Origin of the sequence: Microbacterium sp. NPDC057741, from assembly GCF_042798735.1 — a bacterium.
Lineage (GTDB): Bacteria > Actinomycetota > Actinomycetes > Actinomycetales > Microbacteriaceae > Microbacterium.
On sequence record NZ_JBHVJW010000005.1, the window covers coordinates 206,400 to 232,770 of the forward strand.

Below are 26,371 nucleotides of genomic sequence, written 5' to 3' on the forward strand. Positions count from 1 at the left end.
CGTCTCGCTGCGCTCGCTCAGCACGGCGCTCGCGGAGCGGATCCTGAGCGAGCGGAGCGAGACGAAGGGCGCTCAGGAATCGGGCGAGCGAAGCGAGACGAAGGGTGACTCAACGACCGGCGGCGACGGGTGCCTTCGCGCGCACAGCGAGCTCTCCACCCGCGGCATCCACGACGACGTGCCCGCCGTCGGCCAGGTCGCCTGCGACGAACAGATCGGCGATGCGATCGTCGACCTCACGCTGGATCAGCCGGCGCAGCGGCCGCGCGCCGTATTCCGGCTCGTAACCGTGCTCGCCGAGCCAGGCGACCGCGGCATCCGTGACCTCGAGGGTGACCTCACGCAGCGACAGCCGGTCGGCAGTCGCGCCGAGCACCAGCCGCACGATCTGCGAGATCTCCGCGAGCGACAGCTTCTGGAAGATCACGATCTCGTCGATGCGGTTCAGGAACTCCGGGCGCATCGCCTCGCGAAGCTTGCCCATCACGCGCGCCTTCAGGTCCTCCTGCGAGGAGAACCCGGATTCGTCCCGGGATGCCACGAACCCGAGCGCTCCCGACCGCGAGGCCAGGAACTCCGAGCCGATGTTCGACGTCATCACGACCACCGTGTTGCGGAAGTCGACCGTGTGGCCCTGCCCGTCGGTGAGGCGTCCGTCGTCGAGCACCTGCAGCAGCAGGTTGAACACGTCGGGGTGCGCCTTCTCGATCTCGTCGAACAGCACGATCGAGTACGGGTTGCGCCGCACGCGCTCGGTGAGCTGTCCTGCCTCGTCGTAGCCGACGTATCCCGGAGGGGCGCCGACCAGGCGCGACACGGTGTGCCGCTCGCCGAACTCGCTCATGTCGAAGCGGATCACCGCGTCCTCGTCGTCGAACAGCCGTGCAGCGAGGGCCTTGGCCAGCTCGGTCTTGCCGACGCCGGTCGGGCCGAGGAACAGGAACGATCCGACCGGGCGGCGGGCGTCGCCCATGCCGGTGCGGTTGCGGCGCACGGCGCGTGCCACGGCGGCGACGGCGTCGTGCTGACCGATCACGCGGGCGTGCAGATCCGTCTCCAGATCGTGCAGACGCTCGCGCTCGCCCTCGGTCAGGCGGCTGACCGGGATGCCGGTGGCACGCGAGATCACGGCCGCGATCTCGGGCTCGTCCACGATCGTGCTCCCGACGACGGTCGTCGACGCGGCCTCGATCTTCTCCTGCACCTCGGCGATCTCATCGCGCACGCGCGATGCCTCCTCGTAGTGCTCCGCCTCGACGGCGGCGTTCTTCTGCGCCTCAAGGTCGGCCAGCTGCGCCATCAGGTCGCTGACGTCGACGGGCACGCCGAGCCGCAGGCGCAGCCGCGCACCGGCCTGATCGATCAGGTCGATCGCCTTGTCGGGCAGCACGCGATCGGTCAGATACCGGTCGCTCAGCTGCACGGCGGCACGGATGGCGGCATCCGTATAGCTGACGCGGTGGTGCTCCTCGTAGGCGGGCTTGAGGCCCTCGAGGATGCGGACGGCGTCGGCCACCGACGGCTCGCCGACCTTCACCGGCTGGAACCGGCGCTCCAGCGCCGGGTCCTTCTCGATGCGACGGTACTCGTCGAGCGTCGTCGCGCCGATCATGTGCAGGTCACCGCGCGCCAGACGCGGCTTGAGGATGTTGCCGGCGTCCATGCCGCCGGACTCGCCGGACCCTCCGGCGCCGACCACGGTGTGCACCTCGTCGATGAACACGATCATCTCGCCCTTGTGAGCGGCGATCTCGTCCATCGTCTTGGTGAGGCGCTCTTCGAAGTCGCCACGGTACCGGGTTCCGGCGAGCATTCCGGGCAGGTCCAGCGCCACCACTCGGCGGCCGGAGAGCTGCTCGGGCACCTCGCCCGAGGCGATCGCGCGGGCCAGGCCCTCCACGATCGCCGTCTTGCCGACACCGGCCTCGCCGATCAGCACGGGGTTGTTCTTCGTGCGGCGGCTGAGGATCTCGATGGTCTGCTCGATCTCGTCGGCACGGCCGATCACCGGGTCCAGTTCGCCCGCGCGGGCACGCGCGGTGAGGTCGAGGCCGTACTGGTCGAGCATCGGCGTCTCCGATGACGGATCGTCGGATGCCGCGCCTTCGGGAGCGCCCGCCGGTGCGGTCACGCCCTCGCGCAGTCCCTGCGTCAGGGCCTCTGCGGTGACGCCGGCCTGCGCGAGGATCTGGCCTGCGGGCACGTCCTGGCCGAGCACCAGAGCGAAGAAGAGATGTTCGGGGTCGATGTAGGTCGAACCCGAGGAACGGGCGACCTGGTAGGCGTGGAAGAGGGCGCGCGAGGCGCTCGGGGTGAGCGTCGCCGCGTCCACATCGCCTGTGTCACGGGGTTCGGGCAGCCGGGCGTCGACGGCGACGACGATCGTCGCCGGGTCCACGCCGACGTGTCGCACAGCACTCGCGACGGCCTCGTCATCGACGATCACGCGCAGGATGTGCAGGGCGTCGAGTTCGATCTGTCCGCGCTCGATCGCGAAGCGGCCCGCACGCTGCAGAATCTGCTGCGTGCGTGCGGTGAGAAAGCGACCGAGATCGATCGATCGCGACTGGCGGGCCTGCTCCCCGGCGAGGTAGCGGGCGAGGAAGTCGTCGAACGATCCCGCGCCGTTGATGTCGTTGGGCATCGTGTCCTCCTGAAGTCTGAATGAAGTTGAGTGCACTTCTATCAACTTCAACACCAGGCTGATGCCGGTATTCCCGCATCCCGCAACTAAACTCGGCTCGTGACCTCACTCCTCTACGTCTGCGTGCGCCCGGAGCAGGGCGCGGCAGCGGCCGAGCACCTGTCATTCCGGCGCGGGCTCGGTGTGGAGGTCCTGGACCGGCATGACCTGATCGGACATCCGCTGGACGGAATCGACTGGCGGGCGTACGACGGCATCGTCATCGGCGGATCACCGTTCAACGTCGGCGACGAGGAGAAGTCGCCGGAGCAACTGCGCGTCGAGGCCGACCTCGAGGAGATCGCGCGTGCCGCGATGGAAGGAGGCCCAGCGGCGATGTTCACCTGCTACGGCATCGGCGTCGTCACCCGGATGCTGGGCGGCACGGTCGGCACCGCGACCCCGGAGTTCACCCGCGAGACGACCATCCGCATCACGGCTGCCGGCGCGCACGATCCGGTCTTCGGACCCAGCGCGCCGCAGATGGATGTGCTCACCGCGCATAAGGAGGGCTCCTCGGAGCCGCCGCCCGGAGCGGTGCTGCTCGCGACCAACGACGACTGCCCGGTGCAGGCCTACCGCGTCGGCGACCGGCTGTACGCGACGCAGTTCCACCCCGAGCCGACCCCGCAGGACTTCGCGCACCGGATGGACTTCTACCGCAGCACCGGCTACTTCGACCCCGACGAGTTCGATCGTGTCGAGGCCGAGATCCTCGCCACCGCGCCGACCGGCACGGACCTGCTCCGGCGGTTCGTGGAGTTCGTCGCGCGCTGAGACGACGCCCTTCGTCTCGCTCGTCCCTCGCTCGCTCAGGGTCCGAGGCGGTTCCAGCTCCCCGGCTCCCGAGCGAGACCCGGGGACTCCCCCGGCTCCTGAGCGAGCGAAGCGAGACGAAGGACGTTTAGCGTCCCGGATACCGCAGCTCGATCTGCTCGTTCAGGTAGGCCTCGAGCGGCATGATCCCGCCTGCGCTCCAGCGCACCATCGGCACCCCGTCGACGGTCAGCAGCGGACCTGACTCCACCGCGTCAGCATCCAGCTCGGCCCAGCCGACGTGCACGACCTCCCCCTCGCCGAAGTCGCCGCGGCGCGCCTGCGCGCGACGATCGGCACGTGCCCGCGCGGACTCCGCGGCGTACCCGCGGCGCACCTCTTCGGCGGCCCGCAGCACCTCGCCGGTCGCGAGCACGCCGTCGCGGGTGAGAAGCAGCACGCCGAGGTGCCATGCCGCCCCCACCCGCACGATGCGCGGCGCCCGCCACCGGGAGACCTTCGCCACCCCGAGCCCCTGCATCGGGGCATCGGCAAGGCGCTCCCTGATCGCAGCGAGCAGTGCGGCTGTCGTCACAATTCTCCCTGCAACGACTTCGCCTGCACGGCCGCGCGCTCACCCCGGATCGTCATGCCGATCAGCGGGTACAGCAGCACCGACAGCATGCCGGCGCCGACCAGGGCGGCAGCGATGTCGGACTGCAGCATCCCGTTGTCCACGCCGATCCCGGTCACCGCGACGATGATCGGCAGGCCGGTCGCGGCCAGCAGTGCCAGAGCCGAGCGGTCGCGGCGGCTCATCCCCTCGGTCGCCGAGAACTGCGCGGCCAGGCCGCGGATCACCAGGAGCGCGATGAGCAGCAGCGGGACGAGCGCCATCGCCAGAGGCGAGGCGAGCAGCGCCTTCAGGTCGAACGTCACCCCGGTGTAGATGAAGAAGATCGGCACCAGGAAGCCGAATGCGATGCCCTCGAGCTTGCTCTCGACCTGTTCGGCGTCCTCCTTGGATGCGCTGGACATCACGATCCGCCACACGGCACCCGCCACGAATGCGCCGAGCAGCATGTCCAGGTCGAGGACCACGCTGAGCGCGACGAGCGACGCGACGAGCAGCAGCACGAAACGAATGCCGAACTGCGCGGAGGTGTGCAGCGTCGCATTGACGAACGCATGGAAGCGGCCGTGCGGGATGCGACGAGCCGCGTACACGGCGAGCAGCGCGAGCACCACGAACACCAGCAGGATGACGGTCGCGAGCGGTGCGGAGCGCACACTGAGGAAGATCGAGATCGCGATCAGCGGCAGGAACTCCCCGACCGTTCCGATCGCGGTGACCGCCTTGCCGAACGGAGAGCCCAGCTCACCGGCATCCCGCAGGATCGGCATCAGTGTGCCGAGCGCGGTCGAGCTGAGCGCGATCGCGACGACGATCATGCCGTCACCGGGCGCGATCAGGAAGCCGACCCCGATCCCGAGAACGATGCTGAACAGCCAGCCCATAGACGCCCTGGTCAGCGATCTGCGTCCGATGCCCGCGAAGTCGATCTCGGTGCCGGCGAGGAAGAAGAGCATCGCGAGTCCGAACTCGCTGAGCGCGTGCAGGATCTCGGTCGGGTGCACCCAGCCGAGCAGTGCCGGTCCGACGAGGATGCCGAGGATGAGCTCGAAGACGACCACCGGGATCCGGAGAACGGGGCCGATCAGTCGTGCGAGCAGCGGGGCCATGACGGCCAGCAGCGGGATCAGGACAAGTCCGAGGGCACTCTCTTCCACCCGCTCAGCGTAGTGCGCGCCGGACGTCATGATTAGCGGGCTGCGACGAGGGCGCGGCAGAATCTATGCATGGCCCAGCCCGACACCGCCCGCCTTCTCATCGCCTGCGACGATCAGCCCGGAATCGTCGCCGCCGTGGCCGGCGCCCTCGCCGAGCACGGCGCGAACATCATCTCGCTCGACCAGCACTCGACGGATGCCGCGGGCGGACGCTTCTTCCAGCGCACGGTGATCCACCTGGAGGGTCTGGCCGCGAAGCGGCCTGCGCTCGAGGCATCCATCGCCGCGGTCGCGGAGCGCTTCGACATGGAGTGGTCGCTGCACGACGCCTCGCGGCGCAAGCGGGTCGCGATCTTCGTGTCGAAGTACGACCACTGCCTGCTGGAGCTGCTCTGGCGCACGCAGCGCGGCGAGCTCGACATCGACGTGACCATGGTCGTGTCCAACCACCCCGACCTGGCCGACTCGGTGCGGGCGTTCGGCGTGCCGTTCGTGCACATCCCCGCCGACGACAAGGCCGTCATGGAGCAGCGGCAGCTGGATCTGCTGCGCGGCAACGTCGATCTGGTGGTGCTGGCGCGCTACATGCAGATCCTCACCGACTCGTTCATCGAGTCGCTCGGCGCACCGGTGATCAACATCCATCACTCGTTCCTGCCCGCCTTCATCGGGGCGAACCCGTACGCGCGGGCGAAGGAGCGCGGCGTGAAGCTCATCGGCGCGACCGCGCATTACGCCACGGCCGACCTCGACGAGGGTCCGATCATCGAGCAGGACGTCACGCGGGTGACGCACGCCGAGTCGGCCGCCGAGCTGCAGCGCCGCGGTGCCGATGTGGAGCGCTTCGTGCTGGCGCGCGCCGTGAAGTGGCACGCCGAGGATCGTGTGATCGTGCACGGGAAGTCGACCGTCATCCTCTAGGCGGGATGCTCACGGAGATGGATGCGGGGAGAGGGCTACCCGAAAGCCCCCTCCCCGCCTTGCCCCCCAGTCAGTCCTGGCGATCTCTCAGCCGTGCTCGCCGCACTGCAGCGGCGAGCACGAGGGTGAGGACCACGAACACGACGGTCGTGGCTGTCCCTGACGTGGACAGTGCCACTCCGCGTGCTGAGCCGAGGTCGAGCATGAAGCTCGCAACCACCAGTCCCACGCCGACGCCCGTCCCACAGACGCAGAGCACGAGGGCGCCGTTCATTGCGCGACTGCTGATCGCCAATGGGCCCCTCCGATCTCTTCAGGCTCGTAGGAGACGAGCACTGACAGCGGTGTCCATCCTTCCAAGCGGCCCGGCAGCTGGACATGGACGAACGTCTAGACGTTGTTCGACGTCCGTCCTGCTCTGCTCAGGTCTCCGTCCTGGCGACTTCCGCCTCCTTCAGCCCGGCGTACCGAGCGCGAAGGTGCTTCTCTCCGATGAAGCTGTATCCGAATGCAGTCATGAAGGGGATCTGCTCCTTGCCGAGGACGGCCCGCCAGGTGAGTGCGCTGTACGTGGCCATCGCGATGACGAACAGGACGAGGCAGGAATACGACAGCAGAAGATTTCCCGGGTCTGCGAATGCGAGTGCATACGCGAGTATCAATATGAGCACTGTGCTCGCGCACGCGGGCACCGGACGCACCCTCGGAGTGCGAGCGCTTCCGGCGAGAACTCCCATGCAGACGGCGCTTATCAGACTGGCGACGGCCAACATTCTGATCTCCCTTACTTCATCCAGACTGTCGCGAGGCTTCACGTCATCTGTGCAATCGGAGACAAGGATGCGGGCGGGCGCACTTCGGCGCATTGACCAAACGCCCAGAATCCATCTGACCTTTGTCCAGGCCGCGTGGGTGCGGAGCCTCAGGTGAAGCTGACCTGGCCGGAGCGCGCCGCGCGGATCAGCACCTGAACGCGATCGCGGACGCCCCACTTGGTCATGACGTTGCCGAGGTGCGCCTTCACCGTCCCTTCGGAGACGTGCATCTCCGCTGCGATCTCCGAGTTGGACAGCCCCACGGCGAGCAGTCGCACGACCTCCGCTTCCCGCCCGGAGAGCACCTCGTAGTCCTGCAGCGGCTCGACGACCGGCGTGGTCGCGTCACGGATCGAGCCGATGAGACTCGTCGTGACACGGGGCGAGAGCACTCCGTTGCCGGCGATGACGTCATGGACGGCGGCGACGATGTCTTCGGGGGCGGTGTCCTTGACGAGATAGCCCGATGCGCCTGCCCGGAGCATCGGCATGACCGATTCGATCGTCCCGAATGTCGTGATCGCGAGGACCTTCGTGCTGGGGGACTGCTCGATGATCCCCGCGGTCGCAGCCACGCCATCGATGCCGGGCATCTGCACGTCGACGAGAGCGACGTCGGGCCGGAGTTGACGAGCGGCCGCGATCGCGTGGCGGCCGTCGGGGGCCTGGTCGACGACTTCGATGCCCGCGGAGGTGAGGAAGACAGCGAGTGCTCCACGGACCAGAGGATCGTCGTCGACGATGAGCGCCGTGGTCGAGGTCATGCATCGAGACTACGCGGCCGTCGATTCGCCGAGCATCAAGGCGCCATCGTCCCGACAATGAGTGCGAAACCGCCCAGCCATAATGAGGGGCATGTCAGTCGAGCAGCCACCCGTGCATCAGCAGCGCAACGTGCTCCGGATGTGGTCGTCGACACCGTTCGGGAGGGCCGAGCGGCTGACGCTGCTCGGCATCGTCGCCGCCGGTGTGACCATCAGCCTGGTCTTCGTCGTCGTCGCAACGCCGGAAGACCTCGCCTCGTCCGTCTTCCAACTGGTCCTGACCGCGGCGTTCGCGCTGTTCGTCTGGTCGCCGCTCTTCGCGGCCGTCGGGCTGCTGGCCCTCACGTGTGCATCCTTCGCGGTCGACAACGAGTCCGCGGCGCTGGTGGCATTGGCCGTCGCCGCCGGCTGCGTGGTGAGGACCGGCACACGGCCGCTGCTGGTTCTGTTCATCGGAGGGTTCCTGCTCTCCAGCGCCGCTGCCGCCACCTACGCCGTTCCTGCGCTCACTCTGGCGAACTTCGCAGCGACGCTCCTTGTCGCCGCAGTCTCCGGTGCCGTCGGTTACCTGCTCACCCTCGCCACCGCCAGAGAGCAGCGCCTGCAGGACAGACTCCACGCAAAGGAGCAGGCCGAGATCGATGCGACGTTGGCAGAGCGCCAGCGGATCGCCGACGAGCTGCACGACGTGATCGCCCACGACCTCACAGTCATCGCCATGTACTCCCGCGTCCTGGACCAGCCCATCGATGAGGAGATGAGGGCACAGTCGCAGCAGACCATCCGCGACGCAGCCCACAAGGCCCTCGGCGATCTGCGCCGGGTCGTCGAGCAGACCGGTGGTCCAGCTCTGCTCGCCGAGCCCGCACGGGAGAGCCTGGTGGACGCTCTGGAGAACGCCCGTGCAGAGCTGCACGGCGTCGGTGACGCGCTGAACGTCGATGGGGACCCGGCTGATCCCCGCATCCCGCGCGTGATCGATGCGGCGCTCGCCCGGATCATGAGGGAGTCGATCACCAATGTGCTCAAGCACGGCGGCCGCGGCGCCGTCGACGTGGCGATCAGCATCCAGCAGGATGCGGTCACGATGTCCGTACGCAGTCCGATGACGACCAGGGCGCGACGAGCCGAAATCCCCTCCGGCGGGTACGGGATCGTTCGCATGACCGCTCGCGCCAGCCAGCTCGGCGGCGAGCTCACCGCGGGTCGGGTCGGCGACGCCTGGGCCGTCGCCGCGCGCTTCCCGCTGGGTTAGGACACTCGACCGCCCACCTGGACATCGCGTCAGGCCGGCACGCCCTCCAGCAGTTCCGCGAACACATCGGATGCCGCGGTGCCGCGCGCGAGCGGCGCGGACTGCCCGAGCCACAGCGACTGGAGTTCGCCCAGGCCGCGCTCACCCGCGACCGCTCGGAAGCGCCCGGTGAGCCAGTTCTGTGCGGGGAACGGACCGATGGCACCGGATGCCTCGATCTCGCGGACCACTCGGTTCGCGGCGCCGCGGGACAGCCGCCCGCTCATCGCGCGCGTGAGCACGCTCTCGTCCGCCGCGGTGCTGCGGATCGCGGCGCGATGCGCGTCGTTGGCCGCGGACTCCGTGGTGACGAGGAACGAGGTGCCGACCTGCACGCCGTCGGCGCCCAGGGCGAAGGCCGCGGCGACTCCACGGCGATCGGCGATGCCGCCGGCCGCGATCACCGGCACCGACACGGCATCCGCCACCTGCGGCAGCAGCGAGAACAGCCCGACCAGCGACTGCTCGGCCGGCTTCAGGAACGACACCCGGTGGCCGGCTGCCTCGGCCCCGGTGGCCACGACCGCGTCGACGCCAACCTGCTCGAGGGCGATCGCCTCGGCGACGGTGGTCGCGGTGCCGATCACCCGGATGCCCCGCCGATGCGCCTCCTCGACGAGCTCGCCCGACGGCACCCCGAAGACCACGCTGAGCGCTGCGGGCGCGGCATCCCAGATCGCGTCCAGCTGCTCATCGAGCGGCGGCAGATACCGGTCGGGCTGCGCCGGCGCGTCCATGCCCACTTCGGCATAGAAGGGCGCCAGCGCCTGCGCATAGCCGTCGTGCTCAGGACCAGGGGCGGCCTCGTCGCCCGTCGGCAGCCAGATGTTCAGCGCGAACGGCGCATCCGTGGCCTCCCGCAACGCGGCGGCCGTGCGCGCGATCCGCTCGCCGTCGTACCCGTACAGTCCGTACGACCCGAGCCCGCCGGCCTCGCTGACCGCCGCAGTCAGGGCGACCGATGACAGCCCGCCGAACGGGGCCAGAACGATCGGATGCCGGATGCCGAGCATCGTGCACAAGTCATTCATACTCCCGAGGCTACGCCGCCCGCTCGCCGTGTTTCGCGGAACCGGAGCCGAGCCCCGGGGACCGGCGTAGCATCGAATGTGAACCCGTCGGCGGCTGCGCCCCCGTGACGGGAGCGGGTCTCAGGGGCCGCCGACGGCGAGCCCGAGGAGGTCGCCATGTTCACCGAGACGCAGAGCACGCACCCACCACAGCCGACGACGACTCACGCGCAGTGGGGCGCGGGCGAACCGCACCTGCTCATCGTGAATGAGGACGATCGGCGCGTGTTCCCCATCGAGACCGACCTCATCACGATCGGTTCGGACGCCGGGAACCACATCGTGCTGGATGGGATCAAGCCCGTGCACGCGAGCATTCGTCACGCAGACGGCGACGAGTACTTCCTGACGATGCACGGCCCTGGCGACATGAACGCACGCCCGATCGAGGGCGCGGACGACCGCACCGAGGTGCTGCGCACCGGGGCGCGGTTCACGATGGGCCCCTGGCGGATCGTGTTCATGCGCGCCGAGTTCGCCGACCACGGCCGCCCCTATGGAGGGCGCGAGGGCGGCGAGGGCACGCATCAGCACCGGCAACCGGATCGCCCGGACTACCACCACTGATCGGTGCGGTCAGTCGACCTCTTCTCGCTGCGTGCGGATGAAGTCGTGGTCGCTCGCGGTCAGATGACAGTCCTCTGCGACGGGCTGCCCGGTGATCTCGGCGATCTCATCGAGCACGTGCGCCGGCAGCGGACCGTCGCCGATGTCGTCGAGCAGGTCCTTCGTCGCAGCGTGCAGGTGCGGCCACCACGTGTGGATCTCCGGATCGGACATGGTCGCCTCCTTTCCTGATTCCAGTGTGACACCGCGGTGCCGCCCCGGCACCGGCATCTGCGACAGGTGTCAGCGCACGGCGACCCCGATGCGCAGCGGTGCGCCGGGCACCCCCGCCGCGGCGATCGCCTCGTCCAGCGAGGTGAGCGGATGCACCGTGCCGACGGCGCCCGCGAACGGGTATGCGCGCCCCGCACCGCTGAGGAATGCAACCGCCTCGGCCAGCTCCGCACCGGAGTAGTTGTGCACGCCGGCGACGGTGATCAGCCTGCGCACGATGCTCTCCGCATCCAGCGGCACCGGCGGTGCCGGGAACACGCTGCCGACCAGCACGACCACTCCCCCGACGTCGACCTCGTCCAGGGCGGTCCGCACCGCGTGCCCGGAGCACTCGATGACGATGTCCGGAGCGTCGTCGAAGCCGCTCGCGCCGAACTCCTCGGCGAGTGCCTGGCGACGGGCATCCGGATCGCGCACATCGACGACGGCGCCGTGCTCTGCAGCGATCGCCGCGACCGAGATGCCGACCAGCCCCGCACCGTGCACGCGCACGCGCACGCCGTCGAGAGGCCGGATCGCGCGCGCTCGTGCGACCGCAGCCCAGGCGGTCGCCGTGGCGCAGGATGCCGGGGCGGCCACGGCCGCCGCAAGCTGCTCCGGCACGCGCACGATCGTCGTGCCTGCACCGAGCTGCACATGGCTGGCGAACCCGCCGGTCAGCTCCCGGTGCGGGGCGATGCGCTCGTGCCCGTACTTCAGCAGTGAGCGGCACTTCTGCGGGAAGCCGGCAGTGCAGCGGTCGCACTCCCCGCACGAGGCCGTGACCGACCACACCACGCGGTCGCCCACGCTCAGGTCCGCACCTTCGGCGTCGCGCACCCCGCCGTCGCCGACGGCGACGACCCGCCCCACGCTCTCGTGCCCGAGCACGAGCGGCACCGCCGCCGAGCGCCGGCCCTGCACGGTGTGCACATCGGAGCCGCACACCGTGGACAGCTCGACGGCGACGAGCACGTCATGTTCGCCGAGCGCGACGCCGGGTACGGCGACGGCCTCATGCGGCAGCCCTTCGCCGAGGAACGCCATCGCCACGGCGGGCGGGCGCAGCACCACGTCGCGGTGCACACCGGGAGGCCGGGTCAGAGTCGCCCGCATGTCAGTGCCCTCCCCTGCCGCGACCGACGAGAGCACCGCTTGCCGCCGACCGCGCCACGTATCGACGTCGACAGCCGGTGCATTCGTCGGCAAGTGGTGCACTCGCGGGCAGCACGACCTTCCCGCGCCCCATCACACGACGGCCGCGAGCGGCAGCAGGCCCTGCGCGGCGAGCGCGGGCTGCAGGTCGACGACGGATGCCAGCACAGCATCCGCTCCGGCATCCGTCAGCGCGACGCGGTCGTGCGCGCCGGTCAGCACGCCGGCGACGAACCCGGCGCCGGCGCTGCGGCCGGAGCGCACGTCGCTCGCGGTGTCGCCGGCGACGGCGACGGCGCGCACGTCGGATGCCCCCGCACGGAGCAGCGCGGTGAGCACCAGGTCGGGTGCGGGGCGCCCGCGCCCGGCATCCGACGGCGACAGCGCGATGTCGACGAGATCCGCCCAGCCGAGGGCGGCGATGATCGCGTCACGGGTCACCGGGGCGAAGCCGGTGGTGAGCGCGACCTGCAGGCCGGCGTCCTTCAGCGACTCGATCGCCGCCCGCGCGCCAGGGATCTCGGTGGCGCCCTGCTCGGCGATGATCTCCTCGTAGGCGCCCTCGAAGGCCGCCGTGGCTCGCTCCGCCGCGGCACGATCTCCGCCGGACAGGTGCGTGAACACGTCGATCTTGGACTGCCCCATGGTCTCGCGCACGTAGTCGAGCGCGTCGTCCCAGGGCATGCGGTCGGCGACGCCGGTGCGCTCAGCGGCGCGCTGGAACGACTGCTCCACCACACCGTCGTCGAGCACCGTGGTGCCGGCCATGTCGAAGACGACGAGTTCGATGGGGATCATGCGAGTGCCTCCTGGGCGGTGATGAGGGCGGACGACGATGCCCACCCGAGGGTCTCTGAGAGGGCGGTCTCGGCGAGGCCGAGTCCGCAGGTCATTCCGATGCCGGTGGTCGCGGCGAGCGCGAGCACGCCGTCGTCCACCTCCTCGCGGAGGAACTCGGCGGGGCCGGACGCGTACACGCCCTGCCAGCGCTCCAGCACCCGGAAGCTGTCCACGGCGAACAGCGCCCGCGCCTCGTCGAGGAACGCATCGAAGGCGGCCTCCGGCTGGAACGGCCCCGGCTGCACGTCCTTCACGTGCGAGTCGCCGACCAGCAGCGAGCCGTCGGGCAGCTGCGTGTACATCTGGTTCAGGTCGAGCGCGGCGAGATCGGGGCGCTCGGTGTGCAGGCGGTCGCGCACCGTCGCAGTCTCGGACAGGCCTGCGAAGCGTCCGTACCGCACCAGCGACCAGCCGGTCAGCAGCGGAGCGGTGAGCGGGGCCGGCAGGTCGGCGGCGACGCGCATCATGTCGAGCGCGCAGCGCTGGATGCCGGCATCCGCGGCGACTCCGGGCAGCAGCTGATCGAGGTCGTGGTTCACGGCGACGACCAGCTGCCCCGCGTCGATCGGACCGCGGGTGGTGTGCACGCGGCCGGTCTCGACCGCGGTGACCGCGGCGCGGAACCGGAAGTCCACGCCGAGCTCCCCGAGGTGCCGGACGATCGCGTCCGCTGCCTCGCGCGGATTCGCCTGCAGGTCGGCCTCGATGTGTGCACCGCCGACGAGATCGCCTCGGCGGAGCGGTGCGCGGCGACGCAGCTCACCGGCATCCAGCATCCGGATGCCGCCGTCCTGAGCCGCCTGCGCGAGCACGGCGAGCTCGTCGTCGTGCCGGGCCGCGATCAGAGTGCCCGACTCGCGCAGCCAGAACCCGGCGTCCTGCGCCAGGCGCAGCCAGAGTTCCCGTGCGACATCCGCGTACCGGCGGGCCTCGCCGGTCTGCGCACCGATGCAGAGGTGCCCGAAGTTGCGGATGGTGGCGCCCACCGGGCGCTCGGTGCGGTCGACGACGATGACGCTGAGCCCCCGGCGCGCGGCCGCGTAGGCAGCGCCCAGCCCGACGATCCCCGATCCGACGACGACGACATCTGCGCGGCTCATCGGAACACCTTCCTCATCCACATCGCGATGCCCTCGACGATCAGCACGGTCACGAGGATCATCAGCACGATGCTCGTCACCAGCGGGTAGTTCGACCCCTGCCCGGCGTTCAGCAGGTAGTAGCCGATCCCGCCGCCGCCGACGATGCCGAGCAGCGTCGCCGCACGGATGTTCGTGTCGAGCAGGTAGAACGTGTGGCCGATCAGGGCGCGCGAGCCCTGCGGCAGGGTCGCAGCGGCGTAGCGCTGCATCCGGGTGGCGCCCGCGGCGGTTATCGCGCGCTCCGGGCCGCGAGGCACCTCCTCGAACGAATCGGCGATCAGCTTGCCGAGCAGGCCGATGCCGCCGAAGGCGAGGGCGATTGTGCCCGCCTGCGCTCCGAGGCCGGTGATCACGATCAGCACGATCGCGAGGATCAGTTCGGGGATGCCGCGGATGATGACCAGCAGCAGACGGAACCCGCCCCTGACCCCGGCGTTCGGGGCGACGTTGCGCGCCGCGAGCGAGCCGATGCCGAGCGAGAGCACGAAGGTGATCAGGCATGCGGCGAGCGCGATCTTCACGGTGTCGAGCATGGCGCCGGCGATCACCGGGAAGCCGTAGTTGCCGAAGTCCGGCGGCCAGAACTTGGCGGCGACCTCGGGGATCTTCGCCCAGAAGGTGAGCAGGTCGCCCCACACGATGTCGCTCACCGCGACACCGGCGATCACGACGAGGATCGCGATGATGCCGCCGGAGACGTTGCGGACGCGGGCGGCGGTCCAGGGGCGACGCATCGCGGCGTCGACGCCTCCGTACCTCGTCTCGCTTCGCTCGCTCAGCACCCGATCTCCCGCTCCTCGCGTCCGTGTGAACAGCCGGACGAACACTCCCCGGCCCGCGTTCTCGCCCAGCATCGCGACGCGCACGGAGCTGGAGATGATCTCCATCACCACGCAGAGCAGGAAGATCACCAGGGCGATACCGAGGCCCAGGCCGTAGTTCAGCGACTTGAAGGCCTGCGACATGGCCATGCCGAGACCAGCGACGCCGACGTAGCCGAGCACGACCGAACCGCGCAGGTTGATGTCGTTGCGGTGCAGCACGGTGGCCACCCAGCTGGGCAGCACCTGCGGCAGGACACCCGAGAAGAACTCCTGCATCCGCGTTCCGCCTGCGGCGCGGATCGCGAGCCGCGGTCCCTCGTCGATCTGTTCGATCGCGTCGGCGAACATCTTCGAGATCATGCCGATCGAGTGGATGCCGATGGCGAGGATGCCGGGCAGCGTGCCGAGCGAGAACATCAGCACGAACACCATGGCCAGCACGACGTCGGGCAGTGCACGCGTGAAGACGCCGATGAAGCGGGCGATCGCGTGTGCGGTCCGGTTCGGCGTGGTGTTGGATGCCGCGAGGTAGGCGATCGGCACGGAGAGCACCGCTGCGAGCAGCGTTCCGGTCAGCACCAGTCCGACCGTGAGCACGGTGAGCTGCAGCAGCTCCTCGGCGGGCGGGAACTTCAGTCCGCCGACGCGCGCGAAGAAGTTCTGCGCGTTGCCCCAGCTGTCGGACAGTCCGGCGAACGAGATGTTCAGCTCGGCGAGAGATGCCACGGCGAGGCCTGCGATGACGAGCAGTGTGAGCGCGGCGGAGATGCGCTCCGGGCTGATGCGACGTCGAGGTGCGCGGGCGTCGATGTCGGCCGGCGGCGGGGTGGCGGGCCGCTGCACCCGTGGTGCGGTGAGCGTCATGCCACCGGCTCCGCGGCGAGCAGCTCGGTCTCGAGCGCGTTGAGCTCGGCGGTGGTGGTGGCGACGCGGCCGTAGATCTCCATGACCTTGGCCTTGTCGAGATGATCGGTCGTGGTGTCGAGCACGACCTCGCCGTGTCGCAGGCCGACGATGCGGTCGGCCCAGTCGATCGCGAGGTCCACCTGGTGCAGGCTGCACAGCACGGTGAGGCCGTCCTCGGCGGCGATCTCACGGATGAGTGCCATCACCTGCGAGCTCGATTCGGGGTCGAGCGAGGCGACGGGCTCGTCGGCGAGCAGCACCTCGGGGTTCTGCATGAGGGCGCGGGCGATGGCCACGCGCTGCTGCTGGCCGCCGGAGAGGGTGTCGGCGCGCTGGTAGGCGCGGTCGAGCAGGCCGACCCGGTCGAGGTGCCCGAGAGCGCGACGGCGGTGGGCGCGCGAATAGCTGAACAGTCCGAGCCGCGGTCCGCGGAGGCCGGCGAGCGATCCGGTCAGCACGTTCTCGAGCACGGTGAGTGAGCCCACCAGCTCGAACTGCTGGAAGATGAAGCCCACCCGGCTGCGCAGCCTGCGCAGGGCGCGTCCGCGCAGGCGGGTGACGTCCTGTCCGAGCACGTTCACACGGCCGGAGGTCGGCAGCTCGAGCGCGTCGAGGTGCCGCAGCAGCGTGGACTTGCCGGACCCCGAGAGGCCGAGCAGCACGACGATCTCGCCGCGGCCGACGCTGAGGTCGACGTCTGCCAGGGCGGTGGTCTGGTCGAAGCGCTTCGTGAGCGCCTCGATGCGGATGACCTGGTCGGTGTTCATGAGAAGTCTCCATTCCCGGCCGTCGAGCGAGCGACGAAGGAGTGAGACGAAACGTCTTCAGTAGAGGAGGACGCTTCGTCTCACTCCGTTCGCTCAACGGCCGACGGGCGTCAGCCCTGGCACTGGGTCGCGTTCGTCTTCTTGCAGATGTCGCGGATGACGTCGTAGTACTTGTCGTCGACCGGCTTGGTGGCGTAGAACGTCGCGCGGAAGGCATCCGAATCGGCGCTGGTGACGCCGGCGGCGATGATGTCGTCGATCGTGATCTCCGACAGCGATTCGGTGAGCGTCTTCTTCACGTCGTCGGGCAGCGCATCCGCGTAGACGAGCGGCGCGCCGGGCACCATGGTCTGGTCGATGACGGTCACCTTGTCGGACTTGGCGACCTCGCTGTCCTCGGCGAAGCCCGCCTCGCACTCCTTGCCCTCGCCGACCTTGGTGACGCTGACGTCGTGCTTGCCTGCGAAGACCGGGGTGACGTCCTTCTCAGGGTCGACGCCCGCCTCGAGCAGGTTGTAGGACGGGAAGAGGTAGCCCGAGGTGGAGGACGGGTCGACGAAGCAGACCTTCTTGCCCTTGAAGTCGGCGAGGCTCTTGATCGACGAGCCCTTGGGCACGATCGCCTGCGAGTAGTACCCGGGCTCCTGGCCCTCCTTGGTGACGATCGAGGAGATCGGGGTGAGCTTCGCGCCGTTGTTGGTGGCGGTGATGTAGGTGAAGCCCGAGAAGGAGGCGACGTCGACCTTGCCGGCGATCGCGGCCTCGATGAGTGCGGCGTAGTCGGTGGACTCGTGGTACTCCACCTTCTTGCCGGTCTCCTTGGCGATGTAGTCCATCAGCGGCTGATAGTTGGTCTCGGTGTCGACCGAGTCGGGCACGACGCCGAAGACGAGGGTGTTCGCGTCGACGGCGTAGCCGCCTTCCGCCTTGGGCTCTTCGGAGGAGCCGGTGGCACCGGCCGAGCCGGAACAGGCTGCGAGGCCGAGGGCGAGAGCCGCGGCACCGACCAGGGCGGGGAGAGCACGGAGCTTCATGAGGACCTTTCGGGTGTGTGTGGTGAAGGAACCGCGACCAACACTGACACCCGAATGCGCGAGAAATGTACCTATCTCGGCACTGTTCGCCGGTCGTTCACCCAAGATTTCCCGGGGTGAACATCCGCAGAACAGGGCTCCTGCGCACCGACCTGCGCAAGTAGTATGCCTATGTGTCCGAAGCTGTCTACCTGCGCATCGCAGAGGATCTGCGCGAGCGCATCGCCTCGGGTCAGTTGCGCCCCGGAGACGATGTGCCGACCGAGGCCGAGCTCGCCGACCGCTGGAACACCTCGCGCGGTCCGATCCGCAACGCCCTCGCCGCGCTGCGCGCCGAGGGCCTCGTCGAGACCACCCGCGGACGCCCGGCCAGGGTCGTCTCGAAGAAGGCGACGCAGGCCGTGGACATGTCGGTACCGTTCACGCGCTGGGCTCGCGATCTGGGTCTGCGACCCGGCGCGCAGACCCAAGAAGTGAGCCTGCGCCGTGCCGCCGACCTCGCCGAACCGCTCGGTGTGTCCCCCGACGATCAGATCGTCAGCGTGCTGCGGCTGCGACTCCTCGACGGCCGCTCGACCATGGTCGAGCGCCTGAACTACACCGAGGATGTCGGGCGTCTGCTGTTCCAGACCGACCTCGACGCGGTCTCGATCACCGAGTTCCTCGGCGACAACGGGCATCCGATCGTCGGCGTGCAGCACGAGATCGACGCGATCGCGGCGGACGAGAGGGATGCCGCGCTTCTGCGCGTGCCGCAGGGGTCGCCGATCCTGCGTCTGAGCCGCGTCTCGCGCGACGCGGAGGGCCGCATCTTCGAGGCATCCCAGGACCGCTACCTCGGCGACGTCGTGCGCTTCACCGTCTCCGGCTCCGGCATCTCCGCCGACGGCCAGTACCTGCGCGCGGTCGCAGGCTGAGGGGTCTCACACCGCGATCAGCGCCACTCCCGCCACGACCACGACGGATGCCCCGATCCGCCAGCCTGGCCGGCTCTCGCGCAGCACGAACGCGCCGAAGAGGCTGACCAGCACGACGCTCACCTCACGCAGCGGGGCGACCAGCGCGACAGGGGCGATCCTGATCGCCTGCAGCACGAGGATGTAGGCGAGAGGCGACAGCACGCCGAAGGCGATGATGCGCCGCCATTGCCTCCGCCACAGTGCACCCACCGCATCCCACCGCCGGCCGACCGCGACCGCGATCGTGAAGAACGGGATCTCGGCCGCGGCGCAGCCGACCATGAACGCCACCGGAGACAGGTGCCAGGTGCGCAGCGCGAAGGCATCCCAGATCGTGTACCCGGCGATCGCGACGCCGGTGAGCAGCCCGAAGACGAGCGCGGGGTCGAGACCGCGCCGACCCGTGGCAGGGCCCCGGTCGACCAGCCCGATCGCGACGACACCGGCGATCACCAGCAGCACGCCGACCAGGGCGATGGGCCCTGGCCGCTCCCCCAGCAGCAGCATCGCGATGATCACCGAGAGGAACGGGCCGGTGCCTCGCGCAGTCGCGTAGACCGTGGAGAGGTTGCCGGCCCGGTAGCCGCGCTGCAGCACCGTCATGTAGATCACATGGAGCACGCCCGAGACCCCGATGCCGAGCGCGATGCCTGCGACGTCGTCGGTGCCGAAACCACCGGTGAGCGGAATCGCGCCCGCCCAGATCACGGTGCTCGCGACCGCGCCCCACCACAGGAACGCGACGCCGGCACGACTCACGTCGTGCGCGATGATGTTCCACGCGGCGTGCACGACGGCCGCGGCGAGCGCCAGAGCGATGGCGATACCGGACATCCGAAGACCCTTCTGCCCGCCGCGGGCGCGACGAACGGGTCCTCCAGGCTTTTGTCCGTTCAGATGACGGTCCGCCGTTGGGCGGAAGACCGTGGCGCCGCTCGGACCAGGCGGGCGGATGCCCCGGAACCCTAGGCGCTGTCGAAGACCACCCTAGCCGTCACGATTACGATCGAAGGCATGCCCGTCTCTCCTGCCGCCCTCGCGCACGCCTCCGACCTCGCCGACTTCGTCGCCGCCTCCCCGTCGAGCTACCACGCGGCCGAAGAGGTCGCGCGCCGGCTCCAGGATGCCGGCTTCACCCGGCTGAACGAGGCGGATGCCTGGCCCGCGCAGCCCGGCGGGCGCTATGTCGTCGTGCGCGACGGCGCGGCCATCGCCTGGGTCGTGCCGACGGATGCCTCGGCCACCACGCCCACGCACATCCTCGGCGCGCACACCGACTCCCCCGGCTTCAAGCTGAAGCCCAAGCCGACCACCGGCGCCCGCGGCTGGCTGCAGGCCGGCGTCGAGGTCTACGGCGGTCCGCTGCTGAACTCGTGGCTGGACCGCGAGCTGCGCCTCGCCGGCCGTCTCGCCCTCTCCGACGGCCGCGTGGTGCTCGCCGACACCGGAGCGCTGCTGCGCCTGCCGCAGCTGGCGATCCACCTCGACCGCGGCGTCAACGACGGCCTCGCCCTCGACAAGCAGGTGAACACCCAGCCGGTGTGGGGCCTCGGCGACCCGGCAGACGCGGATCTGCTCGCCGAGCTCGCGGCATCCGCCGGCGTCGACCCCCGCGACATCCGCGGCTTCGACGCCGTCGTCGCCGACTCCGCGCGCGGCGCGGTGTTCGGCAAGGACGATGCGTTCTTCGCCAGCGGACGCCTCGACGACCTGGCATCCGTGCACGCCGGCGTCGTGGCGCTGCTCGCCGCCGCGGGCCCTTCGTCAGGCTCAGGAACCGGCTCGAACATCATCCCGGTGCTCGCCGCCTTCGACCACGAGGAGCTCGGCTCCGAGTCGCGCTCCGGCGCGGCCGGCCCGTTCCTCGAGGACGTCCTGGAGCGCGTCTACGAGCAGCTCGGCGCGGATGCCGCGGACCGGCGGCGCGCGTACGCCGCCTCGTGGCACCTGTCCAGCGACGTGGGGCACTCGGTGCACCCGAACTACTCGCAGCGGCACGACCCGGTGGTGCAGCCGCTGCTCGGCTCGGGCCCGATCCTGAAGATCAACGCCAACCAGCGCTATGCGACCGATGCCGTGGGCGCCGCCGCCTGGGCCTCGTGGTGCGAGGCATCCGGCGTCGCGTCGCAGGAGTTCGTGTCGAACAACGCCGTGCCCTGCGGGTCGACGATCGGGCCGATCACGGCGACGCGCCTCGGAATCCGCACGGTCGACATCGGCATCCCGATCCTGTCGATGCACTCGGCCCGCGAGCTCGCCGGCGTCAGCGACCTGCATGACCTGTCGCGCGTGGCGGAGGCGTTCTTCGCCGGCTGACGATCTGGCCGCAGGGCTCTGCGCGGTGCCAGGATGTGAGCATGACCGCAGAGAGCACCTCGACGTCGACGCTCATCGAGCGCACCGGGATCGAGATCATCCCCGAGTCCGATCGCACCGCCAAGCCGCGCGACCTCTTCTGGCCGTGGTTCGCGGCGAACGTCTCGGTGTTCGGCATGTCCTACGGCTCGTTCGTCCTGGGCTTCGGCATCTCGTTCTGGCAGGCGACGATCGTCTCGGTGATCGGCATCGTGGTGTCGTTCTTCCTGTGCGGGCTGATCGCGATCGCCGGCAAGCGCGGTTCGGCGCCGACCATGGTGCTGTCCCGGGCGGCGTTCGGAGTGCACGGGCAGAAGGTGCCCGGCATCGTCTCCTGGCTGACCTCCATCGGCTGGGAGACGTTCCTCGCGATCATGGCGGTGCTCGCCACGGCCACCGTCATCACCCAGCTCGGCGGCGACGGCGACAGCGTCGCGCTGAAGATCATCGCGACGATCATCGTGGCCGCCCTCATCGTCACGGCGTCCGTGCTCGGCTACCACACGATCATGAAGCTGCAGTCGGTGCTGACCTGGGTGACCGGCGTCGTCACGATCCTCTACATCATCCTCACCATCCCGCACATCGACTTCGCCGCGGCACTGTCGAAGCCCGACGGCAACATCGGCCAGGTCATCGGCGCTCTCGTCATGGTGATGACCGGCTTCGGCCTGGGCTGGATCAACATCGCTGCGGACTGGTCGCGCTACCAGAAGCGCACCGCGCCCGACGGTGCGATCATCTTCTGGAACACGTTCGGCGGCTCGATCGCACCGGTGATCCTGGTGATCTTCGGTCTGCTGCTCGCGGGCTCCGACGACAAGCTGTTCCTCGCCGTGCAGAACGACCCGATCGGCGCGCTCGCCACACTGCTGCCGATCTGGGTGCTCGTGCCGTTCCTCGTCACGGCGGTGCTCGCGCTGGTCTCCGGCGCCGTGCTCGGCATCTACTCGTCCGGGCTGACGCTGCTGAGCCTCGGCATCCGCATCCCGCGCCCCGCCGCCGCGGGCATCGACGGCGTGATCCTCACCATCGTCACCATCCTGGTGGTGTTCGGCGACGAGGGCTTCCTCGGCCCGTTCCAGTCCTTCCTCATCACGCTCGGCGTACCGCTGGCGGCTTGGGCGGGCATCCTCATCGCCGACATCCTGCGCCGCCACAGGGACTACGACGAGGACGCGCTGTTCGACGCGAACGGACGCTACGGCGCCTGGGACTGGACCTCGATCATCACGATGCTGGTCGCGTCGGTGATCGGCTGGGGCTTCGTCGTGAACAACTTCGCGGTAGACGCCTCGTGGAACAACTGGCAGGGCTACCTGCTGCCGCTGATCGGCGGCAAGGATGGCGCGTGGGCCTACGCGAACCTCGGAGTCTTCTTCGCGCTGGTGCTCTCGTTCCTGGTGACGTGGTTCGCGCGAGCGGCGAAGATCCGCCGCCAGGAGGCCGACGCGTGACCGCGGTTCCTGAGCGCCCTTCGTCACTTCGTCTCGCTTCGCTCGCTCAGCACGGCGCTCGCTCCGCTCACTCAGGACCCGGAGCACAGCGACGAGACGAAGGATGGCTGGTCGTCATCGACCCGCAGAACATCTTCGCGGCGCCCGATTCCGACTGGGGTTCGCCGTTCTTCGCGGAGGCCTTCGCGAACATCGGCCGGCTGGCCGGCGCGTTCGGCGAGAACGTCCTTGTCACCAGATGGATGCCGACGGCCGACCGCTCCACGGCCTGGGGCGACTACTTCGCGGCGTGGCCGTTCGCGGACAGACCGGCATCCGACCCGCTGTTCGACCTCGTCCCCGAGGCGCACGACCTGTCGCCGCATCCCACGCTCGACCTGCCGACATTCGGCAAGTGGGGGCCCGAGATCGAAGCGATCGTCGGGCGCGGCGCGCGCGTCGTCCTCACCGGCGTCTCGACCGACTGCTGCGTGCTCTCCACGGCTCTCGCCGCGGCGGATGCCGGGGCGCATGCCACGATCGCGGCGGACGCCTGCGCAGGCTCGACCGCTGACAACCACGCAGCGGCGCTGCACGTGATGGGGCTGTATCCGCCTCAGCTGACGGTCTCGGACACAGCGGCGGTGCTCGCGAGCCGTTAGGCATTTCATCATTGTGACGACCGTCGCAATCATGTTACTCTCGCGACATGGCTGATCAGCAGAACGAGCGCGACCTGGAAGAGGGGATCGTCACCGATCTCAAGGATCGGATGACCTACGGGTCGTACCTCGACCTCGACAGGCTGCTCGGGGCGCAGCATCCGGTCTCGGTGCCCGAGCACCACGACGAGATGCTGTTCATCATCCAGCACCAGACCACCGAGCTGTGGCTCAAGCTCGTGCTGCGCGAGCTCGATACCGCGCGGGTGCGCCTCGCCGAGGACGACCTGCGGTCGGCACTGAAGCACATCGCAAGGATCAAGCACATCCAGGAGGTGCTGACCCAGCAGTGGTCGGTGCTCGCCACGCTCACTCCCACCGAGTACGCCGAGTTCCGCGGCGAGCTGGGCAACTCCTCCGGCTTCCAGTCCGTGCAGTACCGCGCCGTCGAGTTCGCGCTCGGCAACAAGAACGAGAAGATGCTCGGCCTGTTCCGCGACCACCCCGAGAACCTGGCGATGCTCACCGCCGAGTTCGAGCGCCCGACCCTGTACGACGAGTTCCTGCGCTATGTCGCCCGACGCGGACTGCCGGTGCCGGCATCCATCCTGGAGCGCGACGTGCGCCTGCCGTACCGCGAGACTCCGGAGCTGGTTCCGGTGCTGCGCGACGTGTACGAGAACCCGAAGGAGCACTGGGAGCTCTACGAGGCCTGCGAGGAGCTCGTCGACGTCGAGGACAACTTCCAGTTCTGGCGCTTCCGGCACCTGCGCACGGTCACCCGCACCATCGGCATGAAGCGCGGCACCGGCGGATCGACCGGCGTCGACTTCCTGCAGCGGGCGCTGTCGCTGACCTTCTTCCCCGAGCTCTACACGGTGCGCACCGAGATCGGCAAGGACGAGCGGATCGGCCTGTGATCCACTCCGTCCGCTATCACCGCGACGGCGGGTCGCACGAGGGCTCGCTCGTCTCGGATGCCGCCGGCGTTCGACTGCGGGCGGAGCCGGCGCCCGCCGGATCGCCGCGGCTCGACGGCATCGTCACCGGTCGGTTCACCGATCATCACGTGCATCTCCAGCTCGTCGATCCCGCACTGCTGAGGACCTCCCGTCTGGGGCGGGTGGTGGACCTCGGCGCAGACCTCGCCTCGATTCGCGCGCTGTCCGCGCAGACCGATCCCGCTCTGTCCGGTGTCCCCGCTCCCCCGAAAGCCGTGTCCGCTGTCGCGACCGACACCGACGGGATCCCCGTGCCGACGGTCGCCCTCGACGGCGTCGCCGACGATCCCGACCGTCCTGCACCGGCATCCGCCGCGCCCTCGCCGGGACTGCCGCTTGCCGGGCGATGCGTGATCGACTTCGCCGGACCGTTCCTCACCGCACCCGGCGGTTATCCGTCCGACCGGACCTGGGCACCGAACGGCGCGGTCGTCGAGTTGCGCGACGCCGCCCATGCCGCTGCGGTCGTCGCCGAGCTGGCGGAGGCGGGAGCCGTCGCCCTGAAGGCCGTCGCGCACTCGGAGGCAGGCCCCGTGCTCGCCGACGATCTGATGCGCGTGCTCGCCGAGCTCGCCGACGAGCACCGGCTTCCGCTGATCGTGCACGCCGAGGGCCGAGGTCAGGCGCAGCGCGCCGCAGCGCTGGGGGCAACGGCGCTCGCGCATGCGCCGTTCACCGAGCGGTTGGACGACGACGAGATCGCCCGGCAGGCGGCGTCCGTCGCGTGGATCTCCACGATCACCGTCCACGACGAGGAGCACGGCGCGATCGCGCTCGACAACGTGCGCCGCTTCGTCGCAGCCGGCGGCACGCTGCTCTACGGCACCGACATGGGCAACGGGCCGACGCCGGTGGATCTGAACGCCTGCGAGGTCGCCGCTCTTCGTGAGGCGGGAGTCGAGGGCCTTCTGCTGCTGCGCGCTCTCGCGCCGCTCGATCCACTGACCCCTGGGGCGTCGCTGCTGCTCGTGCCCGAGGACGACCCCGCCTCCGCCCGCCTCCTGACCCGCACCGACCGGCCGAGCGACGTCGCCGCGCCGGCATCCGTCTGATCGAAGAAGAATCCGAGGACCGACATGACCGAATCCCCCGAGGACCTGCACCGCCGCGTCGCCGGGCTGTCCGCCCCCGACCTCGCCTCCGAGGCCGCCAGGCTCGATGCCGCCGACCCGCTTACGCACCACCTGGCCGCATTCGCGGAAGCGCCGGGAGTGACCGCCTATCTCGACGGCAACTCTCTGGGCCGGCCGCTCGCCGACATGCCCGAGAAGGTCGCGCAGTTCATCCGCGAGGACTGGGGCACCCGACTCATCCGATCCTGGGACGAGCAGTGGATGGAGCTGCCGATGCGCCTCGGAGACCGGATCGCATCCGTCGCGCTCGGCGCCGCCGAGGGCCAGACCGTGGTCGCCGACTCGACGAGCGTCATGCTGTACAAGCTGATCCGCGCGGCCGTCGCCGCGCGCCCCGGCCGTGACGAGATCGTCATCGAGGCGGGCAACTTCCCCACCGACCGGTTCATCGCCGCCGGCATCGCGGACGAGGTCGGCGCGACGCTGCGCTGGGTGCAGCCCGACGAGATCACCGGGGTGTCGGTCGACGACGTGCGCGCCGTCACCTCGGACCGCACCGCGCTGGTCGTGCTCAGCCACGTGGACTATCGCTCCGGTGCGCTGGCGGACATGCCGGGCATCACTGCGGCCGTGCACGAGGCGGGTGCGCTCATGCTGTGGGATCTGTGCCACTCCGTGGGCGTCGTGCCCATGCAGTTGGACGCCTGGGGCGTCGACCTCGCGGTCGGCTGCACCTACAAGTATCTGAACGGCGGGCCGGGCTCCCCCGCGTTCGGCTACGTGCGCAGTGAACTGCAGGGCTCGATCACCCAGCCGATCCACGGCTGGTGGAGTGCCGCCGACATCTTCGCGATGGGCCCTTCGTACCAGCCGGTACCCGGCATCCGGCAGCTGCTCAGCGGCACCCCGCCGGTGATGTCGATGCTCGGGATGCAGGGCATGCTCGACCTCATCGACGACGCCGGCATCGGCGCCGTGCGCGCGAAGTCGATCTCGCTGACCGACTTCGCGGTGCGCGCCTACGACGAACTGCTCGCGCCGCTGGGCGTGCGCCTGCTCAGCACGAGGGATGCCGCGGGCCGAGGCGGGCACATCACGATCGGCCACGACTCGTTCCAGCGCGTGACGCAGGAGCTGTGGGGGCAGGGCGTCATCCCCGACTTCCGCTTCCCCGACGGCATCCGCCTCGGTTTGTCGCCGCTGAGCACCTCGCACGAGGAGACGCTGCGCGGCGTCGTCGCCGTGCGCGACGCGCTGAACAGCGGTGACTGAGGTCAGCGTGTCCCGGGTCCTGAGCGAGCGAG

Annotated in this window: 26 protein-coding genes; 11 read left to right on the forward strand and 15 right to left on the reverse strand. The window is 69.7% G+C overall.

Features of this window, described 5'->3' with window-relative positions:
- Positions 1-109: 109 nt before the first annotated feature.
- Positions 110-2,644: an ATP-dependent Clp protease ATP-binding subunit gene (locus ACFVDO_RS16290; protein ID WP_378856623.1), complete on the reverse strand. Its 2,535-nt coding sequence runs from the start codon at positions 2,642-2,644 to the stop codon at positions 110-112.
- Between the two features lie 99 nt (positions 2,645-2,743).
- Here ACFVDO_RS16290 and ACFVDO_RS16295 point away from each other — a divergent pair, with 99 nt between their 5' ends.
- Positions 2,744-3,460, forward strand: coding sequence for a GMP synthase (locus ACFVDO_RS16295; RefSeq protein ID WP_378856625.1), 717 nt, complete (start codon positions 2,744-2,746; stop codon positions 3,458-3,460).
- A gap of 127 nt (positions 3,461-3,587) precedes the next feature.
- Here ACFVDO_RS16295 and ACFVDO_RS16300 read toward each other — a convergent pair whose 3' ends face one another.
- Together ACFVDO_RS16300 and ACFVDO_RS16305 are read right to left on the reverse strand one after the other, a co-directional pair.
- Positions 3,588-4,034 carry a glutaminase gene (locus ACFVDO_RS16300; protein ID WP_378856627.1) on the reverse strand — a complete coding sequence of 149 codons (447 nt, stop codon included), beginning with the start codon at positions 4,032-4,034 and terminating at the stop codon, positions 3,588-3,590.
- Positions 4,031-5,230, reverse strand: a complete 1,200-nt coding sequence (locus ACFVDO_RS16305) for a cation:proton antiporter (protein ID WP_378856629.1) — start codon at positions 5,228-5,230, stop codon at positions 4,031-4,033. The genes ACFVDO_RS16300 and ACFVDO_RS16305 overlap by 4 nt, the downstream gene beginning before the upstream one ends.
- Before the next feature lie 69 nt (positions 5,231-5,299).
- On the opposite strand from ACFVDO_RS16305, the gene purU reads away from it, so the two are divergent.
- Complete coding sequence (gene purU / locus ACFVDO_RS16310; RefSeq protein ID WP_378856631.1) at positions 5,300-6,151, forward strand: formyltetrahydrofolate deformylase; 852 nt, start codon at positions 5,300-5,302, stop codon at positions 6,149-6,151.
- A 70-nt stretch (positions 6,152-6,221) separates the two neighbouring features.
- On the opposite strand, the gene ACFVDO_RS16315 is transcribed toward purU, so the two are convergent.
- The 3 genes from ACFVDO_RS16315 to ACFVDO_RS16325 all read right to left on the reverse strand — a co-directional run bounded on the left by ACFVDO_RS16315 (position 6,222) and on the right by ACFVDO_RS16325 (position 7,730).
- A complete protein-coding gene (locus tag ACFVDO_RS16315; RefSeq protein WP_378856633.1) occupies positions 6,222-6,425 on the reverse strand; it encodes a hypothetical protein in 204 nt (67 codons plus the stop codon).
- A 148-nt stretch (positions 6,426-6,573) separates the two neighbouring features.
- Entirely contained in the window at positions 6,574-6,924 is a 351-nt protein-coding gene (locus ACFVDO_RS16320) for a hypothetical protein (protein ID WP_378856635.1), read from the reverse strand.
- Positions 6,925-7,073: 149 nt separating this feature from the next.
- Entirely contained in the window at positions 7,074-7,730 is a 657-nt protein-coding gene (locus ACFVDO_RS16325) for a response regulator (RefSeq protein WP_378856637.1), read from the reverse strand.
- 91 nt (positions 7,731-7,821) lie between these two features.
- Here ACFVDO_RS16325 and ACFVDO_RS16330 point away from each other — a divergent pair, with 91 nt between their 5' ends.
- Complete coding sequence (locus ACFVDO_RS16330) at positions 7,822-8,985, forward strand: sensor histidine kinase (RefSeq protein WP_378856639.1); 1,164 nt, start codon at positions 7,822-7,824, stop codon at positions 8,983-8,985.
- A gap of 29 nt (positions 8,986-9,014) precedes the next feature.
- On the opposite strand, the gene ACFVDO_RS16335 is transcribed toward ACFVDO_RS16330, so the two are convergent.
- Positions 9,015-10,055 (reverse strand): NAD(P)H-dependent flavin oxidoreductase, encoded by a 1,041-nt coding sequence (locus ACFVDO_RS16335; RefSeq protein WP_378856642.1) that lies wholly within the window; start codon positions 10,053-10,055, stop codon positions 9,015-9,017.
- Between the two features lie 156 nt (positions 10,056-10,211).
- On the opposite strand from ACFVDO_RS16335, the gene ACFVDO_RS16340 reads away from it, so the two are divergent.
- The gene (locus ACFVDO_RS16340; protein ID WP_378856644.1) at positions 10,212-10,661 is read left to right on the forward strand and encodes an FHA domain-containing protein; all 450 of its coding nucleotides are present in this window, start codon (positions 10,212-10,214) and stop codon (positions 10,659-10,661) included.
- A 9-nt stretch (positions 10,662-10,670) separates the two neighbouring features.
- Here the strand turns inward: ACFVDO_RS16340 and ACFVDO_RS16345 are convergent, their stop codons facing one another.
- The 7 genes from ACFVDO_RS16345 to ACFVDO_RS16375 form a co-directional block, all read right to left on the reverse strand.
- Positions 10,671-10,874 (reverse strand): hypothetical protein, encoded by a 204-nt coding sequence (locus tag ACFVDO_RS16345; protein ID WP_378856646.1) that lies wholly within the window; start codon positions 10,872-10,874, stop codon positions 10,671-10,673.
- A 69-nt stretch (positions 10,875-10,943) separates the two neighbouring features.
- Positions 10,944-12,029 (reverse strand): alcohol dehydrogenase catalytic domain-containing protein, encoded by a 1,086-nt coding sequence (locus tag ACFVDO_RS16350; RefSeq protein ID WP_378856648.1) that lies wholly within the window; start codon positions 12,027-12,029, stop codon positions 10,944-10,946.
- A 132-nt stretch (positions 12,030-12,161) separates the two neighbouring features.
- Entirely contained in the window at positions 12,162-12,866 is a 705-nt protein-coding gene (locus tag ACFVDO_RS16355; protein ID WP_378856650.1) for a phosphonatase-like hydrolase, read from the reverse strand.
- The gene (locus ACFVDO_RS16360) at positions 12,863-14,008 is read right to left on the reverse strand and encodes a TIGR03364 family FAD-dependent oxidoreductase (RefSeq protein ID WP_378856652.1); all 1,146 of its coding nucleotides are present in this window, start codon (positions 14,006-14,008) and stop codon (positions 12,863-12,865) included. Before ACFVDO_RS16360 ends, ACFVDO_RS16355 begins: the two co-directional genes overlap by 4 nt.
- On the reverse strand, positions 14,005-15,738 hold the full coding sequence (locus ACFVDO_RS16365; protein ID WP_378856654.1) for a PhnE/PtxC family ABC transporter permease: 1,734 nt from the start codon (positions 15,736-15,738) through the stop codon (positions 14,005-14,007). Before ACFVDO_RS16365 ends, ACFVDO_RS16360 begins: the two co-directional genes overlap by 4 nt.
- Positions 15,735-16,547, reverse strand: coding sequence for a phosphonate ABC transporter ATP-binding protein (gene phnC, locus ACFVDO_RS16370; RefSeq protein ID WP_378856656.1), 813 nt, complete (start codon positions 16,545-16,547; stop codon positions 15,735-15,737). Before phnC ends, ACFVDO_RS16365 begins: the two co-directional genes overlap by 4 nt.
- A gap of 110 nt (positions 16,548-16,657) precedes the next feature.
- Positions 16,658-17,581 (reverse strand): phosphate/phosphite/phosphonate ABC transporter substrate-binding protein, encoded by a 924-nt coding sequence (locus tag ACFVDO_RS16375; RefSeq protein WP_378856658.1) that lies wholly within the window; start codon positions 17,579-17,581, stop codon positions 16,658-16,660.
- Positions 17,582-17,754: 173 nt separating this feature from the next.
- On the opposite strand from ACFVDO_RS16375, the gene ACFVDO_RS16380 reads away from it, so the two are divergent.
- Entirely contained in the window at positions 17,755-18,498 is a 744-nt protein-coding gene (locus ACFVDO_RS16380; protein ID WP_378856660.1) for a GntR family transcriptional regulator, read from the forward strand.
- Between the two features lie 6 nt (positions 18,499-18,504).
- Here ACFVDO_RS16380 and ACFVDO_RS16385 read toward each other — a convergent pair whose 3' ends face one another.
- Complete coding sequence (locus tag ACFVDO_RS16385) at positions 18,505-19,374, reverse strand: EamA family transporter (RefSeq protein ID WP_378856662.1); 870 nt, start codon at positions 19,372-19,374, stop codon at positions 18,505-18,507.
- A gap of 180 nt (positions 19,375-19,554) precedes the next feature.
- Here ACFVDO_RS16385 and ACFVDO_RS16390 point away from each other — a divergent pair, with 180 nt between their 5' ends.
- The 6 genes from ACFVDO_RS16390 (at position 19,555) to ACFVDO_RS16415 (ending at position 26,339) form a co-directional block, all read left to right on the forward strand.
- Entirely contained in the window at positions 19,555-20,856 is a 1,302-nt protein-coding gene (locus ACFVDO_RS16390) for a M18 family aminopeptidase (protein WP_378856664.1), read from the forward strand.
- A gap of 41 nt (positions 20,857-20,897) precedes the next feature.
- Positions 20,898-22,352, forward strand: a complete 1,455-nt coding sequence (locus ACFVDO_RS16395; protein WP_378856666.1) for a purine-cytosine permease family protein — start codon at positions 20,898-20,900, stop codon at positions 22,350-22,352.
- Positions 22,353-22,459: 107 nt separating this feature from the next.
- Positions 22,460-22,993: a cysteine hydrolase family protein gene (locus ACFVDO_RS16400; protein WP_378856782.1), complete on the forward strand. Its 534-nt coding sequence runs from the start codon at positions 22,460-22,462 to the stop codon at positions 22,991-22,993.
- 47 nt (positions 22,994-23,040) lie between these two features.
- Complete coding sequence (locus tag ACFVDO_RS16405; protein ID WP_378856668.1) at positions 23,041-23,913, forward strand: tryptophan 2,3-dioxygenase; 873 nt, start codon at positions 23,041-23,043, stop codon at positions 23,911-23,913.
- Entirely contained in the window at positions 23,910-25,046 is a 1,137-nt protein-coding gene (locus ACFVDO_RS16410; protein ID WP_378856670.1) for a hypothetical protein, read from the forward strand. Before ACFVDO_RS16405 ends, ACFVDO_RS16410 begins: the two co-directional genes overlap by 4 nt.
- 24 nt (positions 25,047-25,070) lie before the next feature.
- The gene (locus ACFVDO_RS16415; RefSeq protein WP_378856672.1) at positions 25,071-26,339 is read left to right on the forward strand and encodes a kynureninase; all 1,269 of its coding nucleotides are present in this window, start codon (positions 25,071-25,073) and stop codon (positions 26,337-26,339) included.
- Positions 26,340-26,371: the final 32 nt, after the last annotated feature.